The organism is Lysinibacillus sp. 2017, from assembly GCF_003073375.1.
Taxonomy (GTDB): Bacteria; Bacillota; Bacilli; order Bacillales_A; family Planococcaceae; genus Solibacillus.
The window spans coordinates 2025308-2042501 of record NZ_CP029002.1 but is presented as its reverse complement, the minus strand read 5'-3'; the positions used below and the strand labels follow the sequence as shown (position 1 = coordinate 2042501).

Genomic DNA, 17194 nt, shown 5'->3' with positions numbered 1-17194 from the left:
AACCAATATATTAATTAACCTTGAAATAAATATATGTTTTAGTTTACTCAGGAACGGGAAATTGAAACAGACAAAAGGGCGTATTGGTTTTATTAAAGGGGGACAGTTCAAATGAAAAAAAGTGTATGGCTGTGGTTCGTGGTACTTACATTCATGTTGGTTGCTTGTTCAAATGATTCAAGCGATTCAACAAATGACCAGAATGCAAACAATGGTGAAACAGCAAGTAATGAGGTAAAAGAATTAAACTTGGTGCTCGGTTCTGAGCCGACAAGTTTACATCCAGCACTAGCAAGTGATTCATTTTCAATTGGTTTAATTCGCAATATGTTTGAAGGGTTAACAGAGATGAAAAATGGCAAGCCAGAATTGGCAGCTGCTGAAAAGTATGAGGTAAGTGATGATCTACTTGTCTATACATTTACATTACGTGATGCGGAGTGGTCAAATGGTGATCCAGTAACAGCTGAAGATTTTGTTTATTCTTGGCGTTGGGCATTAAATCCTGAAAATGCTTCTCCATACGCATCGATTTTATATCCTCTTCAAGGTGCAGAAGCATACAGTACAGGAGCTGGTAGCGCGGAAGATGTAGGGGTAAAGGCATTGGATGAAAAAACGCTCGAGGTTACATTGGCCACACCAACACCTTATTTCTTAGAATTAACAGCGTTTTCTACGTTATTACCATTTAATCAAAAAGCAGCCGAAGAAAATGAAAACTGGTTTACTGAGCCAGGTTTTGTTACAAACGGATACTATACGCTAGAGGACTGGGTGAATGGTGGCTCGATTACGTTAGCGAAAAGTAAAAGCTATTGGGATGCAACTAATGTAAACATAGATAAAGTGAACATTCCGATTGTGGAATCAGATACAACCCAAATGACGATGTATGATGCAGGTGAAATTGATTTTATCGGCGCACCATTTGGTAATGTGGCATTGGATAAAATTGATGGATTAAAAGCAGATGGTACACTAAATGCCACTGAAAAAGCTGGCGTATATTGGTATAAGTTTAATACCAAAGATGAAATCGTATCGAATGTAAATGTCCGCAAAGCATTAACATTATCAATTGACCGAGAAGGGCTTATTAAAAATATTTTAAAAGGTGAGCAGGATGCAGCACTTGGACTTGTGCCGAATGCAGTAGAAGGTTTTGGTAATGATGATGGTTACTTTAAGGATGCAGATTACGAGGGAGCTCGTGAGGCACTTAAGGTTGGACTTGAAGAACTAGGCATAAGTGATCCAAGTGATGTAACAGTGACTATTGCTTATTTTACGAATGAAGGAGACGCAGCAGTTGCACAGTATATTCAACAAACTTGGTCAAAAGAGCTAGGGATTAATGTGAAGTTAACGAATTCAGAATGGCAAGTATATATTGAGGAATTAAATAACTTAAATTATCAAATTGGAAGACTTGGTTGGACGGGTGATTATAATGATGCCTTTACATTCCTTGAAATGTATGACACAGCGAAAAACCCAAATAACCAGACAGCTTGGGAAAATGCAGAGTACAAATCCATTTTAACGCAATCTACTACGGAAACAGATGCTCAGAAACGTACGGAACTATTACTTCAAGCTGAGGAGATTGCTATGGCGGAGTACCCAGTAGCTCCAATTTATTATTATACAAATTTATTTGTTGTTAAGGATTACGTAACTGGCATGGAGCCAGATGGTTTAAGTAACTTTAACTTTAAATATGTAGATGTGAATCGTTAGAATTAACTTTAGTGATAATAAATAAAGACTTCCACAATGAAACCGTGGAAGTCTTATTTTTATTGATTCAATTAATTTCCATTAAGTGGTAGATTGCGTGTTATTATGAAGTAGTATAAAGAATTAATAGATTGGGGGATTTGGATTGACTGCAGTCATTACGATTGATTCATTAACTAAGCAGTATGGCGATAAAAGAATTCTTAGTGGTATTTCTTTTACGATTGAACAGGGAGAAATTTTTGCTTTAATCGGAACCAATGGTGCTGGAAAAACGACCGCACTTGAATGTATAGAGGGGCTTCGAAACTATGGCGGCACGATAAAACTTAATGGGAATATTGGGGTCCAGTTACAATCTACGTCATTACCTAAAAATATCAAAACAATTGAAGCAATAAAACTGTTTGCAAAATGGAATGGCTCAACGATTGATAAAGGCCTCATTCAAAGACTAAATATCGAGGCCATGATGAATAAAAAATATAAAGAGTTATCCACTGGTCAAAAACGGCGTCTACATTTAGTTCTAGCTATGATAGGGGATCCAGAAATCATATTTTTAGATGAGCCAACAGCGGGTCTTGATGTAGAAGGGCGCGTTGCATTGCATGAAGAAATACGAACGTTGAAAAAAAGGGGAAAAACGATTGTCATGACGAGTCATGATATGGCGGAAGTGGAAGAGCTTTGTGATCGACTAGCCATCCTAAAGAAGGGCAAAATTGGTTTTATCGGAACTGTCTATGAATTTACTGAGAAAAAGAATGATACTTATATAATGCACCTCAAATTAGCAACCACGATTAATACGAGTTCCTTGTCAGCTTGTACGTATGTTGGGGAGCATCAAGGATACCATTTATTTGAAACTAATAAATTGGAAGATGGTCTTTACGAGTTAACTTCAATTGTGAGAGCTGAAGAAAATTCTATTGACGATCTTAAAATTGAGCAAACTAGCTTAGAACAAAGGTTTATGGATCTGGCGAAGGAGGAACTGGTATGAGCGCATTTCTTTATGGTATCGGTCTACAATGGCGATTAGATTTTCGAGATAGAGGTATTCTTCTCACATACTACATCATTCCACTTTTGTTCTTTATATTTATGAGTGGCATTTTTACTTCCATAGATCCAACTGCTCACCAAACACTCATTCAATCGATGACCGTTTTTGGTGTAACAATGGGTGCGATTTTAGGTACACCGACACCGCTCGTTGAACTTTATAATAGTGAAATAAAAAAAGCATATAAAGTTGGGGGGATACCTTTATGGACGGGTATCGTAAATAATTTTGTTTCAGGACTAATTCATCTCTCTCTAATGAGCACGCTATTATTTATAGTGGCTCAACTAATTTTTGATGCGAGTGTACCTACAAATTTATTCAAGTATTTTGTAACGCTTGAAATCTTCATCATTGCTTCACTTTCCATTGGAACAATACTAGGGTTGACGGTGAAAAGTACGTCGAAATTAACAATGGTGTCACAGGTGATTTTTTTACCATCCATAATGCTCTCAGGAATTATGTTCTCTGTGGATATGCTACCAAAAGTTCTGCGATTGATAGGAGAACTTTTCCCAGCAACTTGGGGTTTTATCAATTTAAGTAGCAGCGAATGGGATTTTTGGTCCATCACACCGTTACTCATTACAATCATCCTTGCACTTTTAATTTGCCGCTGGAGACTGGGGCGCGTATACAAGGCAGAATAGTTATTAAACATTTTGCTATGTGAAATACTTGTATGAAAGTAATTCTTAACTAATAATTTTTTTTATTTGCTTTAATTCTTTTATTATAGAGTCTATCTGCATTTCTAAATCCTCTGGTTGTTTTGACTGATCATACTGGCTTTGAAAACTTTCGGAACTTGCTTTTTCTAATGCACTTAAAGCCAAAGCTGCTGCAATAGTTTGTAAACCACCGCCTAATGTAGAAATGGTTGAGCCAATATATACAAGTCTAGCAACTTGAATATCAAAAGAATCGGAGCTTTGTTTTAATTTATTATTTTTGTTGCTCACTATTTTCCCTCCTACCAATAAACTATAAAGTGTCTTAACTTAATCATATGAATTTAATGGGAGAAAATGAGAAGAATTAGTATAAATAATTATTAATTGCTCCAAATTGAAAAAATTTTTGAATATGATGAGTGAAATGTAAAAAAACCGGCAGAATAATGATTGCCGGTTTAGGGTGAATCAATTTAATTTTTATTGTTTTGGTTACTGTTATTTGCAAATTGACCGGAAGCTTTATACTTTTTAGCTTCGGCTTGTTGGAGTTGTTGTTTCACTTGGTTAACGTTAGTGTCACTTCCGAATTCTGCGTTCATTGAGCTCATTGAGTTCATTGAATTCGAAGATGCAAATTGACCGGAAGATTGACTCTTTTTAGCTTCGGCTTGTTGGAGCTGTTGTTTTACTTGGTTAACGTTAGTGTCACTTCCGAATTCTGCGTTCATTGAGCTCATTGAGTTCGAAGATGCAAATTGACCAGAAGATTGGCTCTTTTTAGCTTCGGCTTGTTGGAGTTGTTGTCTGACTTGGTTAACATCAGTGTCACTCCCGAATTCTTCGCTCATTGAGTTCATTGAATTCGAAGATGCAAATCGCCCAGAAGCTTGACTTTTTTTAGCTTCGGCTTGTTGGATTTTTTGTCTGATTTGATTAATGTATTGTTTGTTATTATTATTTGGCATGGATTTCACCTCCTGAATTTAGTCTGTTCAGAAGATTATTTTTTATCCTTAGATGTTGCTGAATTGAAAAAATGATGAAGTAACCAAAAATGCTAAAAAGACGACATTAAAGGATGAATTACTTTTTCCTGAATGGTTAATTTATTTAGTGGAGGTGAAAATAATATGCAAAAAAAGAGGGACGACAAAAAGGAAAGGGAGAAAGAAGAGTTTGGAATCGATTTAAGCCCAGACGATTTAGATATCCGTGAAGAAAACGATCTAACCGAAGAGCAATATAAAAATTCAAATCAAGTGAAACAATCAGATAATTCACGTAATAAAAAGTGAGAATTTCATTAGTTGTTGAAAATTCCGATAGTTATGAAAATCGATGCAGGATATTAATCAGAAAACATTATGGAGTAAAATAATCTAAAATTTCTATAAATGAGTCAAGGAAGTAGATTGTCTCCTCTGACTCATTTTTTACGCGTTTAAAATATATCCAATTAGTAGTTTGATGCGTATTATTTTGGAATTTGCCCCATTGATTTAAGTAACCAGTTAGTTTCATAGGAATAAAAATGCGTTTAATAGTCTAACTTTCTGAAAACCAGTTGAGTGCCTTTTGTTCCATATCACTTACAAATCTCTTTTTTGCTGGACTGTAATGACTTGTAGAATCGTAGCGTTGAGCTAACTCTTCTTTGAAACAACTATACTTGGTCACTTCTTGAGGGTGAGATCTCAGATAATCTCGAAAAATCAAATGTCGTTTAATCTCGGGATTATCAAGTTGATAAAAATGGATATGGTGCGTTCTGTTCTCTCCACCTTTTCTAAATAACCTTCTACCTGTAATACCCCATTCCCAAGCAACATCATAGCCAAGATCCTTCATATGATTATTGAATAGATCAACTTTCTCTATGGACTTAACGATACACATCATATCAATTACAGGTTTTGCTTTCATTCCATGAACTGATGTAGATCCAAAATGCTCACATTTGATTATCTCTTCGCCAAATATTGTTTTAAGAAATTCTGCTTCAATCTGGAACATTTGAGACCAATGTGCACTATAGTCAGTAAGACGAATTTTCATAGTTTCGTATCATCCTTTAAATTGTTATTTAGATGGTGTGGAAGTATTTGCTGTTAATATTGTAAACGGTAGGAAGGAATAATTGTAATGAATCTAGAAATTATAAAAAATAAATTTTTGGAAGGGGAAGTTACATGGTTTTAAATTGAATGTTCTAGTTTCATGGTTCATGCAAATTGAAATTAGCGTAAGAAATAGCCGATAGAACAGGCCTGGTAACGGAGAGATTGTTTTCAAATCAATCATTAAGAACAACAATAATAGAGGTGATTTTATTGAAAATACGAAAGTTCAAGGATGAAAATGAAGAGTTACTAGATTTATTATGTTTTAACACGTGGCCCTTCCATTCGAATCAAAATTTAAATAGGACAGTAATTAAAGGTGCTGTGGAGAGAGGCTACTATGCTGATGGTAGAGAGACATTTTGGGTTATTTTAGATGAGCAAAAAGTAGGCATTATCATTATTGACGACATTGAGGATACAATTCCACTATTTGATCTTCGTTTGACTGAAAAGGCACGTGGCAAAGGGATTGGTGTAAAATCTTTACTTTGGCTAAAGGATTATCTTTATGGTGAAAAAAATAAGCTTCGCATTGAAGGCTATACAAGAGCTGACAATATAGCAATGAGAAAATGCTTTACAAATGCGGGTTTTGTTAAGGAAGGTTACTTACGAAAAGCTTGGGAAAATGAAAACGGTACAATTTCAGATACGGTGTTATATGCATCTATTTATGAGGATTGGAAAGAAAATAAAATAACACAGACTAAATTGAATGAGTTTCCTTTTTAAAATTAAATCCTTCAATTTTCACAATTTAACTATTGGATTATTTCCGACAGTGTATTTTTAGCAATACCTAAAGACCATGTATTCCAGTTGTCGCAATTCACAACAGCCACATACATAAATATTGGTGCTTTTCATGAGTTGGTAATGTCTCAGTTATTTGGGGAGAAGATTGATGTCCTGTAAGGCCAAGATGGGCGAAATAGTCACACCTTTCTTAACTAATAATTTTTTTGATGTGTTTTAATTCCCTTATTAAATAGTCAATCTGCTTTTGTGTTGAGTCTAACTGTTCTGTTTGATCATATTGGCTTTGTGTATTTTCATTGTTTGATTTTTCCAATTCTTGTAGGGCAAGACCTGCAGCCAATGCAGCTAAACCATCTCCAAGTGTAACGATAGTTGCTGAAATAAAAGTAAGTCTAGCAATGTAAATATCTATTGAATCAGAGGGTTGAGTGGATTTGTTTTTATTATCACTAATGGTTAAATCCTCCTCATAATTAGGAATGTAAAAAGTGCTTTAAATACAGTATATGCAGAGAATAAATGAAATTTACAAAATAAAGAACTCTCTAATAAGGGGTTACATTAGGCATAGCTATACAAAAAACCGCAGCGAGTACAAGCACTACGGTATACCTCTTGCATAATTAAAGGAGCGGCGCAGAAGAAGTTCACGATATGATTAATCAGTACCGCCAAAAGAAGGTAGCGCTGGGAAATGGTAACGTTAAAGATGCCTTTTATTTTAAATTAAACTATTCATTACAGTTAATTCTTCTCTTAAAAAGATATTATAAATTGGTAAGGCTAACAGAAGTAAAGACACCACAAAAAGTAATATAGCACTTTTCTTTCTATTATTCTGAAATTCTTTAATACCAAACAAAATAAATGAAATAAAAGCAATTATAAAGATTATATTTGAATATAACAAATAGTTACCATTTCGGCTTTTAATCATCATTATAAAAGCAAGAATGGCAAAAAACAAAAGAAAGAATTTGCTTATATTAAAAATCTTATCCAACATATTCACCACTCTTTCATTGAAACTGAAGGTACAGCTAAGACTAGTATATGATGGTCTTAGCAAATACGTTGTAAATCCTTTTCTTCTATTGGACGAATTATTAAGTTTTGATCTTTAAACAAGTCAGGTTCCAAATAAATGTTATCTTACCCGAGTTAAAGATTCCTTTACTCAAGAATTTGATACTCCTGCAATGCTTTTTAAAAAAGGCACAATTGACGGAAAGTTTCTTTCGGAAATTTATATGGAAATAGATTATTCTAAAATCAAATTTAAAAGCTGTATGAGTTAGAGGAATTACAAAACCTCATCTATTGTGTGGAAAGCCATTATTACTATGTTGACATTGGTAATTGCATTTGCAACCTGCAATTGTTTTTCTAGGGGTTACTTCAATCTTGGGAACATTTCAAACAGCGAAAAATACTGTGAAATCAGTGTTTGTAGCTGTTTTTATAGAAAATAACCTCATTGTTTTCGCCTCTGAATATATTTTTGACAAAAATTGCGCTTCACTTTTGTTAATATTTATGTTTCCAACTTTATTTTGGTCGACATACCATTTTGAAAGTATTTTGGTGATAAAAAGTTGCAATTTGTAACTTGCTTGTTCAACTAACGACGCAACTTTGTTGTATAAGAAAAATAAGGACATTGTCTATAATTGGTTTATAATGGTAATGGATGTTTTGGGGGAGGGGTATTAAGGATGTCAGAAGAATTGAATAAAGAAATTTTATTAGAACTAAAGAAAATAAATCAAAAATTAGATGAATTAAACGAATCACCACAAGCCTTATCTAAACCTATGAAGTTTATTGCATTATTTATTGGATTTACAGTAATTGGACCATTCGTTGCAGTTTTGTTGTCGAAGTTATTTGAATAGCTACTTTACTTCCTGTTAATTTGATTGAAAAAATTTAATAGCCCTTATTGAACTAAGGGTGGCTTTAGTTCAATCTCGCTTAGGGTGCATTTTCATTGACACTATAATTACAGCATAAGTTGTGTCCAACATTTATAATAGCGTTTCTTACGGATGATGTTATTCTAAAATGAATGGCTGTGGATTATAAGTGTAAGGTTGAATTACGAAAATAGTTCGAGAACAATTGGAGAGAGATTTAAAAGTACTAGATAGCAGATAATAAAATTTAATTAAAAGAGCCAGGGAAGTAGCTTGACTTCTATGGCTCATTTTTATGCGTTTGCACTTTAAACAATTAGTAGATTGAATGACAAATAATTAAACTTTATTTAAAGCCTTTACTAATGCAATTTGCCGCACCCGGTACAAATAACCAGATGATTAGTATACATAGAGGTATTATAAATGCTCTTTTATCGAACTTTATTGTCATTAAATTAAAACTCCCCTTTTTTTCCACCTACTAAAGATAGTATAATTTGTAATGTTATCGCAATATACAATCCGAACTCATAATGAGCACATTTATTACCTCAAGAGTGATTAAGTACAGTGCTTACGCGAGCCTTGGCCGTGAAAATGAAATAGAGTTTAAAGCTATTTTTGAGAATGCTTGTTATGAGATTTTAAAACAAATAAGAGAGGGGATTTTTACAATTTCGATACTTCTAAAAAGAAAACTATTAACAGCTATGGTTAGTAGTTTGATATTTACACTGATCTTTTCAATGTTTGGTGGCTTCAATATAAACGGTTTTTTTAGTTTATTTTATTTAAACATGATGTTTGCACTTACATACGGCGTTCTTGCTTCCTTCTTTAGTGACTGGCTCAGTAAGGACATTTTTAAAAAACCTCGTTCTCGTGAAATTGCTTCTTTCATCCTTCATTTTTGCTGTGGCGCAGTATTTCAAGTGTTTGGGATCGTTTCGGCGACCGTATTCTATATTGTGGACCGTTTATTAAAAAAGGTGAAAATTAGCTGGTTAACAGTGATCATAGCATTTCTAATCGTAGTGGCAGTCTTTGTTATTATGATAAACATAGAGACATAATAAGAAAATAGACCTTTTCCTATAAAGTAGTGATTTCGTTAGTGCAACGAGAAATTTTTAAAAAAACTTCATATCGTTTCCTAACCTAGTTTTAGGATAAAAGAAAGCCATAAATGCTGTAATCACCATTTATGGCTTTCTAACTTTCAAATATATTTAGAATGTACTCCATTGTTTGATATTCGAACGATAAATTCTCTTAAAATATATTATTTGCTTTATAATACCTATTTTTTCTATAATTTAATTATTAAATGGAGAAAGGGTGAAGATTTTGGATAAGCAAGTTGTGTTAATTACAGGTGGTGCAGGCGGAATTGGGAAAGCGACAGCGGAATTGTTTTTGGAAAATGGAGCAACCGTTGTGTTAGTTGATTTGAAACAACAGGCACTGGACGAAGCAGTGCAAACATTACCAGTTGCGAAAGGGACTTTGCATACAATTACCGCAGATGTAACAAATGAGCAAGATGTGGAACGCTATGTGCGAGAGACGGTCGATAAATTTGGTGCGATTAATGTGTTTTTTAACAATGCAGGCATTAGTGGACCGTTTAAAATGATTAAAGATTTAGAGCAACAGCAATTTGATCTACTTATGAAAATCAACGTAACGGGTGTTTTCCTCGGGATGAAGCATGTAATTCGTCAAATGGAAAAGCAGGGGAGCGGCAGCATTATTAACACCGCATCGAACGCAGCATATATAGGATCGGCGGGGATGGCAGGCTATATCGCATCGAAGCACGCAGTTGCAGGCTTGACAAAAACAGCCGCTTTAGAAGCAGCTGCAAGCGGAATTCGCGTCAATGCAGTAGCACCGGCTGCGATTGATACACAAATGCTTACTGAAATCCAATCCAATATCGCACCTGACCAACCAGACGCAGCAGGTGATGCCATTAAACAAGCCATTCCAGTAGGGCGATTTGGTACACCACGTGAAGTCGCACAAATTGTGTACTTCCTTGCATCTGAAAATGCCTCATTTGTAACGGGTTCTTTATACAATGTAGATGGTGGCATGCAGGCCGATTAAACTTGATACACTGTTAGCGATATTGCTAGCGGTGTATTTTTATTATTCCTTGAATTTTTGAATTGAAAATTCTCCTTTAGCTATCAAATGTTACACGATTAATATGTTCGTTGAGGTATTTAGAATTGGCAATATCTGTTATTATAGTTGTGTAGATTTTAAAAATAGACAGAGGCGAATGGAGGATACAAATGCAGCAACAAGAAGTTTTAACCATAACGAATTTGACGAAATGTTACGGCAACAAAGAAATTTTGAAAGGCATCGATTTGCATGTTTCAAGGGGAGAAATTATCGGCTATATTGGGCCGAATGGTACTGGAAAAAGTACGACAATTAAAATCATTTTAGGCATGATTGATGATTACGGTGGAGAAATCAAACTTTTCGGAGAGAATATTCAGCAAGGTAGTATTGAATATAAACGAAGAATTGGCTATGTACCTGAAATTGCAGACGTATATGATAACTTAAGCGGCTATGAGTATTTGACCTTTATTGGCCAACTTTATGGGCTAAATTTAGATACGGCTGCCAACAAATCACAAATCTTAATGGAGCTTTTTGGCGTGGGAGAAGCATATCATTCCAGAATTTCCTCTTATTCAAAAGGCATGCGACAAAAGCTTTTAATCATATCGAGTTTATTACATAATCCGGATGTGCTGTTTTTAGATGAACCTATTAATGGTTTGGATGCAAATAGCGTTATGATTTTCAAGGAAATATTGGCGCAATTAGCCGCGCAAGGGAAGACGATATTTTATTCCTCGCACCTTATGGATGTTGTCGAAAAAATTAGTAGTCGCATCATTTTATTGAATGACGGAAAAGTTGTGGCTGACGGAACTTTTGCCGAGCTACAAGCAGACAATGCTAGTGGCTCTTTGGAAGGGATCTTTAATCAATTGACAGGTTTCGATAATTACAAGGAAATTGGCGAACAATTTGTCACTGTCGTACAAGAGGTGCTGTGATGCAAGATTTCAAAATACTTAGATTACTCGATAAAATCCAATTTGTTTTTAATAAAATAGGTGTCGATTATGCAGTGATGCGTCAAATCTTGCAAGTCAAACTACTAATGGATGAACGCAAGGCGCCCACATTTTTTAATCAGGCTGCAAATAAAAAACAAAAAGATCAAAAATACGGCTATATCAAGTCCTTATGGATTTATGTGTTACTAGGTCTGATACTCATTCCATTTATGAGTTTTGGCGAGAATTTCCTTTTCCAAATGAGTCTTACGTATGCAATCTTTATTTTTATGATTATGACAACATTGATTTCTGAGTTTTCTTCGGTTTTATTAGATGTGCGAGACAGAAGCATTCTCTCGACTAAGCCCGTCTCCGACAAAACGGTAAATGCCGCTAAATTTATGCATATCCTAATTTATTTAACGTATTTAACAATCGCATTTACTGCCATTCCACTAATAGTTGCCTTCGTTAAACAAGGTATTTTATTTTTTTTGTTAACGGTATTCGAAATCATATTAATCAACATTTTTGTTGTCGTCCTTACCGCCATTTTATATATCGCGATTTTGCGATTTTTTGATGGTGAAAAGCTGAAGGATCTTATAAATTATGTGCAAATCGGCTTGTCATTGGCTTTAATGATTGGTTACCAGGTCGTTATCCGATCGTTTGAACTCGTCAATTTAAATATGGTCATAGAATTTCGATGGTGGAGTATTTTTATCATTCCGATGTGGTTTGCTGCGCCGTATGAATTATTGCTAAATGGAAATCAAACAGTCATTTCCATTGTATTTAGCATTTTCTCGATTGTGATACCAATCGTTTCAATCTGGCTTTATATCAAGCTAATTCCAACGTTTGAACAAAACCTGCAAAAGCTACTAAACACTAGTAAGTCGAAAAAAGAAAAGAAAAATCGACTGAAGGAGTTTTTATTAAAACTAATTTGCACTACAAGTGAGGAAAGAGCTTTTTATCGTTTTGCTTCTCTTATGATGAAACAAGAGCGCGATTTCAAACTAAAAGTCTATCCATCGTTAGGGTTTTCTTTAGTCATTCCATTTATTTTTATGTTTAACACAGCAACAATTGAAGAAATTGATTACTCTATAAGCAAGGGCTATTTAACGATTTATTTTAGCATGATCATGATTCCGACTGTGGTGTTGATGCTTAGTCATTCAGAAAAGTATAAAGCCGCCTGGATCTATAAAATCTTCCCGATAAATGACTATACAAAATTTAAAAAGGGAAGTTTAAAAGCGTTTTTAACCAAGTTGTATATTCCGTTATATAGTCTTTTAAGTATCGTACTTTGCTTTATTTATGGGGTACGAATTATCCCAGATTTATTGGCTGTTTTAGTCGCTAGCTGTTTGTATAGCGTGATTTGCTATATTGGATTTGGCAGTAAAATTCCGTTTACTAAACCATTCAATGAAATTGGCGATGCACAAGGGTGGAAAAGCTTAGTACTGATGCTTCCTATCGCTATTTTTGCGGGTATCCACTACTTTATGCTAGCAAATGTTGCTTACGGCACAATTATTTACTTAGTAGTTCTTATCATCATGAATGTTAGTGTTTGGAAAGTTGTATTTCGTCGTGTACAGAAGTCCTAAATTGTCATGCACAATCGCAATAGGTTTCATAGTAAATAATGGTGCATCTAACTTAAGAGAATTCTCAAGGTTAAATAAAGGTTGTGCCTAATAGGAGATTCTTATGAAAATACAAAAATATACATCAAAATATGAAGAAAGCTGGCTGCGTTGTAGAGTTTTGGCATACTTACATACTTCTTTATACGAAGATGTTGAAACATCAAAACCAACATTTGAAGGGCGTCCTTCTATTGAGTTGATAGTAGTAGAAGATGGGATGGTGGTCGGGCTACTAGATATGGTGCTAGATACAGAAAAATTAAAAACATCCTTTTTAGCAAAAGGCTTAGGTGCGTTTTTAAAAGTCATTGCTGTTCATCCAGATTACCAATCTAGAGGAATTGGGCGTAAATTATTTGAAACGGCTTTAAAGGAGCTTGAAAATACCCCTATAGAATTCATAGAGCTTTATACACGAGATGATGAACAAGCAAATAATTTTTATAAAAAGTTAGGATTTGATTTGTTATTAGAAACATACGACGTTTTTGGGGTTGAGAAATCTTTAAGTAAGGATATTTTTATAACGGGGATTGAAGATAAAAAATTGAAGGCCAAAACTGAAAACGGTGAACCTTGCGACTTTGTATTGGTAGGTGGCGTATATGAAGTATACGATTTAAAAGCTTTAGAGAAAATAGAATATGATCGTTATTATCCATCAAGAGGATATTATAAAAAAATAAAATAATTTAATTCGTTGTTAATAAGCTTACATTTCTATTCAAATTAACGTTCACAAATGAAAGTTTGATAGCGAAATCCCTAATTCTATTATCTTTAGTAATAGATGTTAGCATAGATTTTAAGTAAAAACTAATTTATCTATTTATTGCAAATATTGTATAATAAAGCTATAAATTCAAAGGGGTTGTGAATATGTTATCGAAAATTGCAGTAGATGCTTTGTTTAAACAACAAAAAATCTAAGGGGTGTATCTCCGTCTGCATCCCTTTCTAAGGGGAAAATCAATTGGAACAATATTTTAATCACTATTTAACAGGTCAGACAGTTTCAATGCAAATGCTATCCGTTCTTACGGAAAATGTCATTTTATAAAAGAAGGAACTTTACGGAATGAAATTTTCCGATTTGGCAAATTCTACGATGTTTATTTATTCGGTCTCTTAAGAGAAGATTGGTTCCAATCGTAAAATTAAATGTGAAAGCATTAATTCAAATGGATTAATGCTTTTTCCCTTAATCAAGATACTATAATTTCAAATTTAACGTTTTACTTCTACTAACAAACTAGGTTAGTGAACGAAAGAATTAGAATATTATTCCGATATGAACGCAATGGGGGGAAGTTGTATGTTTATAGTTAGATCGGTTATTTTGTGGATTATTATATCAACTATTATTAATGCCTATTTAATGTCATTACCTATACCTGTTTTACGAAAAAGAAATTATCCAGCGAACTATCTTATTCAGCATAACAATCGAATAGATTTTCAAAACAATACGGAATGTGCAGCATTTTCAACAGCGTATCTGTTGCGTCATTTTGGCTTGGAGGCTGAGGGTGATGCATTGTATACACATTTTCCTAGTAAAACAAGGGCGGGCAATGTATATCCAAAGGGAATCCGAACGGAGTTAAGAAAAAATGGCTTTAAAACAAATTATTATAAAGGAAATATAAATACACTAAAGTACGAAGTGAGCAAGGGAACTCCCGTAATTGTTTTTATTAAAGTACATAAGGATCGAAATAATTTGCATTTTGTTCCAGTCGTAGGCTATGACGAGGAGTATATTTACCTTTCAGAATCATTAGGGCATCTGGTGAATTGTGATGATGATCACGAGAGCTATAATCGAAAAGTTCCGATTAATGAATTTAAAAAACTATGGAATGTAAAGAGAATTCATATGCTTCTTTATAGCAATACGTACATAGCCGTAGACGCCGCGCAGAGCTAATATTAATGACGATTCTGGCTAGTTGTGCTAATGGGACTTTAGTTTGATTTAATATTCGGGGTACAAATGATTTGAATTGTTTACGCATCTGGTGCGAATTTCTAAAGAATAGATGGTGAAAGAATGGATACAGAACTACTCAAGATTTTTGATGAGAATGGAAAGTCTTTAGGAACTTCTACTAGAGAGGAAGTCCATAATAAAGGTCTATGGCATGAGACATTTCACTGCTGGTTTGTGAGTAAAGTGAATAATGAATGGTTTATACATTTTCAGTTAAGAAGCAAGCTAAAGAAAGATTATCCCAATACTTTAGATATATCTGCAGCAGGCCATATAAATGCAGATGAAAGTGTTGCCGATGGTATTAGGGAAGTATATGAAGAGTTAGGTATAAATTTAACAATAGAAGATTTAATATCTTTGGGAAACATACCTGATGAGATTATTCAGAAAAGCATTATTGATAGGGAGCTTGGACATGTATTTTTATATGTGATACCAAATGAAGAAGATATTAAATATAATTTCGGAATAGAAGAAGTATCTGGGATTTTTAAGATTGAATTAGGTTTATTTGAGCAACTATGGCTTGAAAAAATAGATCGTGTTCAATCTCAAGGTATAGTATTAAATGAAAAAATGGAAAATGTTGAAGTGAATAGATTAGTACGTAAAGGTGATTTTTTGCCACATGACAATACTTATATTTTAAAAGTTTTGAAAGAGCTAAAGAATTTTCTTTTAGAAAGTAACTAAACAATCCAGCTAGGTTTTTGAAAGCATAATATTAATTCTTCAAAGAAAGATGAGGTTTAAAATGAAATATTTTACTAAAGAATGGTTCGAATTGTGTCAAAAAACAAGTTTCCATCTAAATTTAGTAGAAGAACAGAAAGCTGAACTATTTTCAGAAGAATACTTTCAACAGCTTTACAATAGTGAGTTAATGGATTGGCTTACTTTACGAGAAGAAATGGAGACAATAGCTTTTAATAAAGAAGAGGCAACAGAAGAATTTCATAACGCTTTCATAGTTAATCACGTGATTTTAAAAAAGAAATTACCAGAAACTATTTTACAACAGATAGCTGATTTAAGGGTTTTTGCTTTATACAAAGCAACTCATAAGGTCATAAACGCTGTAACTAAATTTTGTGAGGAAAATAAAAGGTCTGTAACTACCATTGGTGAGAATTACAGAAGATATTATAAAGAAGCCTCCATTTCGTTTGATAAAGATATTGTAGAGGATTTTAGATTCCATGATTGTACGATTATAAAATCAGTTCAAAATGACACGAACTTAACATTACTCTTGGATAATACAGGTGGTTTTACAGATGTAGATGAAGTAACCTTTGAAAATTTTCATATAATAAAACAAGATGGTTTATTAGAAAATTCATGGTGGTTGTATGAGGAAGTGTATAAAGTTAATGATAACTACGAGTTTCATGTCTTGCTTGAAAATGGAGAGATGGAATTAATCGACTTTATTATTTCAGCAGAACGAGTTTCCTTTTATCGTTAGAAATAGTTATTCTATTTTTATTAAATTCTAGATTACTTTAGTTCATTAAAGATTTACACGCGTGTTGATTAACCAAAATTATACAGTATCTATTTGATTCATTTCTCGATAAAAATTTACTGTACCGGGTGCACACACAATTCAGCACTTATTAATCATTCGCAATTTATTGAAATACAAGGAGCCGAGCATTATATTTGGCTTCAAAATAAGGAGAGGGAGGAGTTATCTAAAATTCTTCAAGGATTTATTAAAGTTGTAATTTAATTTACCAATGTTCCCAAACAACGGTTTGGGAATCTTATACTTCAACTAAAATAGCAGGTGAGTTCAAATAGCAATATCCATTTTTACCCAATGTATCGTGTTAAATGATATGATTAAACAGGAATTTGTGAGGGATTTAATTTTACTTCTGGAGGATATATCGTTGAAAATACTTAGACTTATTTTAGTCATTATTGTAATTGCTTTATCAAGTTATGCTTTGATAACTGGTATATCAGTAGCAATAATTCCTTATATAATATTTTCCTTAGGGTTAATGCTTTTAGTTAATGGAATTATTGCATTACTCGAAAAACGAAAGGCAGCTGCCATTACACTTTTCTTTGTAACGGGAATTAACTTTTATGTTTTATTTAATATTTTATTAAACTGATGGGTGCT

At 33.7% G+C, this 17194-nt stretch carries 20 protein-coding genes; 15 read left to right on the top strand and 5 right to left on the bottom strand.

The window, feature by feature from the left end; genetic code table 11:
* Positions 1-111 precede the first annotated feature (111 nt).
* The 3 genes from DCE79_RS09775 to DCE79_RS09765 all read left to right on the top strand — a co-directional run bounded on the left by DCE79_RS09775 (position 112) and on the right by DCE79_RS09765 (position 3468).
* The gene (locus DCE79_RS09775; protein ID WP_108712876.1) at positions 112-1743 is read left to right on the top strand and encodes a peptide ABC transporter substrate-binding protein; all 1632 of its coding nucleotides are present in this window, start codon (positions 112-114) and stop codon (positions 1741-1743) included.
* 145 nt (positions 1744-1888) lie between these two features.
* On the top strand, positions 1889-2752 hold the full coding sequence (locus DCE79_RS09770) for an ABC transporter ATP-binding protein (RefSeq protein ID WP_108712875.1): 864 nt from the start codon (positions 1889-1891) through the stop codon (positions 2750-2752).
* Entirely contained in the window at positions 2749-3468 is a 720-nt protein-coding gene (locus DCE79_RS09765; RefSeq protein WP_108712874.1) for an ABC transporter permease, read from the top strand. Before DCE79_RS09770 ends, DCE79_RS09765 begins: the two co-directional genes overlap by 4 nt.
* 45 nt (positions 3469-3513) lie before the next feature.
* Here the strand turns inward: DCE79_RS09765 and DCE79_RS09760 are convergent, their stop codons facing one another.
* Together DCE79_RS09760 and DCE79_RS09755 are read right to left on the bottom strand one after the other, a co-directional pair.
* Positions 3514-3780 (bottom strand): translation initiation factor 2, encoded by a 267-nt coding sequence (locus tag DCE79_RS09760; RefSeq protein ID WP_108712873.1) that lies wholly within the window; start codon positions 3778-3780, stop codon positions 3514-3516.
* 185 nt (positions 3781-3965) lie between these two features.
* Positions 3966-4460: a gamma-type small acid-soluble spore protein gene (locus DCE79_RS09755; protein ID WP_108712872.1), complete on the bottom strand. Its 495-nt coding sequence runs from the start codon at positions 4458-4460 to the stop codon at positions 3966-3968.
* A 165-nt stretch (positions 4461-4625) separates the two neighbouring features.
* Between DCE79_RS09755 and DCE79_RS18635 the strand changes: the two genes are divergently transcribed.
* Positions 4626-4790: a hypothetical protein gene (locus DCE79_RS18635; protein WP_168214682.1), complete on the top strand. Its 165-nt coding sequence runs from the start codon at positions 4626-4628 to the stop codon at positions 4788-4790.
* Positions 4791-5040: 250 nt separating this feature from the next.
* On the opposite strand, the gene DCE79_RS09750 is transcribed toward DCE79_RS18635, so the two are convergent.
* Positions 5041-5550, bottom strand: coding sequence for a GrpB family protein (locus DCE79_RS09750; RefSeq protein ID WP_108712871.1), 510 nt, complete (start codon positions 5548-5550; stop codon positions 5041-5043).
* A gap of 227 nt (positions 5551-5777) precedes the next feature.
* Between DCE79_RS09750 and DCE79_RS09745 the strand changes: the two genes are divergently transcribed.
* Positions 5778-6350, top strand: a complete 573-nt coding sequence (locus DCE79_RS09745; protein WP_234417232.1) for a GNAT family N-acetyltransferase — start codon at positions 5778-5780, stop codon at positions 6348-6350.
* 214 nt (positions 6351-6564) lie between these two features.
* Here the strand turns inward: DCE79_RS09745 and DCE79_RS18720 are convergent, their stop codons facing one another.
* Entirely contained in the window at positions 6565-6717 is a 153-nt protein-coding gene (locus DCE79_RS18720; protein WP_234417231.1) for a hypothetical protein, read from the bottom strand.
* A gap of 381 nt (positions 6718-7098) precedes the next feature.
* On the bottom strand, positions 7099-7314 hold the full coding sequence (locus DCE79_RS18975) for a DUF3953 domain-containing protein (RefSeq protein ID WP_369916812.1): 216 nt from the start codon (positions 7312-7314) through the stop codon (positions 7099-7101).
* Between the two features lie 778 nt (positions 7315-8092).
* Here DCE79_RS18975 and DCE79_RS09730 point away from each other — a divergent pair.
* The 10 genes from DCE79_RS09730 to DCE79_RS09680 all read left to right on the top strand — a co-directional run bounded on the left by DCE79_RS09730 (position 8093) and on the right by DCE79_RS09680 (position 17186).
* Positions 8093-8272, top strand: coding sequence for a hypothetical protein (locus DCE79_RS09730; protein WP_108712867.1), 180 nt, complete (start codon positions 8093-8095; stop codon positions 8270-8272).
* Positions 8273-8829: 557 nt separating this feature from the next.
* A complete protein-coding gene (locus tag DCE79_RS18630) occupies positions 8830-9369 on the top strand; it encodes a hypothetical protein (RefSeq protein WP_199912271.1) in 540 nt (179 codons plus the stop codon).
* Between the two features lie 265 nt (positions 9370-9634).
* Positions 9635-10408 carry an SDR family NAD(P)-dependent oxidoreductase gene (locus tag DCE79_RS09720; protein ID WP_369916771.1) on the top strand — a complete coding sequence of 258 codons (774 nt, stop codon included), beginning with the start codon at positions 9635-9637 and terminating at the stop codon, positions 10406-10408.
* Between the two features lie 191 nt (positions 10409-10599).
* The gene (locus DCE79_RS09715) at positions 10600-11385 is read left to right on the top strand and encodes an ABC transporter ATP-binding protein (RefSeq protein WP_108712865.1); all 786 of its coding nucleotides are present in this window, start codon (positions 10600-10602) and stop codon (positions 11383-11385) included.
* A complete protein-coding gene (locus DCE79_RS09710) occupies positions 11385-13019 on the top strand; it encodes a hypothetical protein (protein WP_108712864.1) in 1635 nt (544 codons plus the stop codon). Before DCE79_RS09715 ends, DCE79_RS09710 begins: the two co-directional genes overlap by 1 nt.
* A 103-nt stretch (positions 13020-13122) precedes the next feature.
* Positions 13123-13752 (top strand): GNAT family N-acetyltransferase, encoded by a 630-nt coding sequence (locus DCE79_RS09705; RefSeq protein ID WP_108712863.1) that lies wholly within the window; start codon positions 13123-13125, stop codon positions 13750-13752.
* Positions 13753-14376: 624 nt separating this feature from the next.
* Positions 14377-14991, top strand: a complete 615-nt coding sequence (locus DCE79_RS09695; RefSeq protein ID WP_108712862.1) for a cysteine peptidase family C39 domain-containing protein — start codon at positions 14377-14379, stop codon at positions 14989-14991.
* A 123-nt stretch (positions 14992-15114) separates the two neighbouring features.
* Positions 15115-15750, top strand: a complete 636-nt coding sequence (locus tag DCE79_RS09690; RefSeq protein ID WP_108712861.1) for an NUDIX hydrolase — start codon at positions 15115-15117, stop codon at positions 15748-15750.
* Between the two features lie 61 nt (positions 15751-15811).
* Positions 15812-16525 carry a DUF4085 family protein gene (locus tag DCE79_RS09685; protein WP_108712860.1) on the top strand — a complete coding sequence of 238 codons (714 nt, stop codon included), beginning with the start codon at positions 15812-15814 and terminating at the stop codon, positions 16523-16525.
* Between the two features lie 364 nt (positions 16526-16889).
* Positions 16890-17186 carry a hypothetical protein gene (locus tag DCE79_RS09680; RefSeq protein WP_159083086.1) on the top strand — a complete coding sequence of 99 codons (297 nt, stop codon included), beginning with the start codon at positions 16890-16892 and terminating at the stop codon, positions 17184-17186.
* The last annotated feature ends 8 nt before the right edge of the window (positions 17187-17194 follow it).

Bases quoted from the DNA above. Each gene is read 5' to 3' on its own strand.
- DCE79_RS09690 (WP_108712861.1), top strand. From the start codon at position 15,115: ATGGATACAGAACTACTCAAGATTTTTGATGAGAATGGAAAGTCTTTA.
- DCE79_RS09685 (WP_108712860.1), top strand. From the start codon at position 15,812: ATGAAATATTTTACTAAAGAATGGTTCGAATTGTGTCAAAAAACAAGT.
- DCE79_RS09710 (WP_108712864.1), top strand. From the start codon at position 11,385: ATGCAAGATTTCAAAATACTTAGATTACTCGATAAAATCCAATTTGTT.
- DCE79_RS09775 (WP_108712876.1), top strand. From the start codon at position 112: ATGAAAAAAAGTGTATGGCTGTGGTTCGTGGTACTTACATTCATGTTG.
- DCE79_RS09715 (WP_108712865.1), top strand. From the start codon at position 10,600: ATGCAGCAACAAGAAGTTTTAACCATAACGAATTTGACGAAATGTTAC.
- DCE79_RS09730 (WP_108712867.1), top strand. From the start codon at position 8,093: ATGTCAGAAGAATTGAATAAAGAAATTTTATTAGAACTAAAGAAAATA.
- DCE79_RS09705 (WP_108712863.1), top strand. From the start codon at position 13,123: ATGAAAATACAAAAATATACATCAAAATATGAAGAAAGCTGGCTGCGT.
- DCE79_RS09755 (WP_108712872.1), bottom strand. From the start codon at position 4,460: ATGCCAAATAATAATAACAAACAATACATTAATCAAATCAGACAAAAA.
- DCE79_RS09765 (WP_108712874.1), top strand. From the start codon at position 2,749: ATGAGCGCATTTCTTTATGGTATCGGTCTACAATGGCGATTAGATTTT.
- DCE79_RS18630 (WP_199912271.1), top strand. From the start codon at position 8,830: ATGAGCACATTTATTACCTCAAGAGTGATTAAGTACAGTGCTTACGCG.
- DCE79_RS18635 (WP_168214682.1), top strand. From the start codon at position 4,626: ATGCAAAAAAAGAGGGACGACAAAAAGGAAAGGGAGAAAGAAGAGTTT.
- DCE79_RS09695 (WP_108712862.1), top strand. From the start codon at position 14,377: ATGTTTATAGTTAGATCGGTTATTTTGTGGATTATTATATCAACTATT.
- DCE79_RS09750 (WP_108712871.1), bottom strand. From the start codon at position 5,550: ATGAAAATTCGTCTTACTGACTATAGTGCACATTGGTCTCAAATGTTC.
- DCE79_RS18975 (WP_369916812.1), bottom strand. From the start codon at position 7,314: ATGATTAAAAGCCGAAATGGTAACTATTTGTTATATTCAAATATAATC.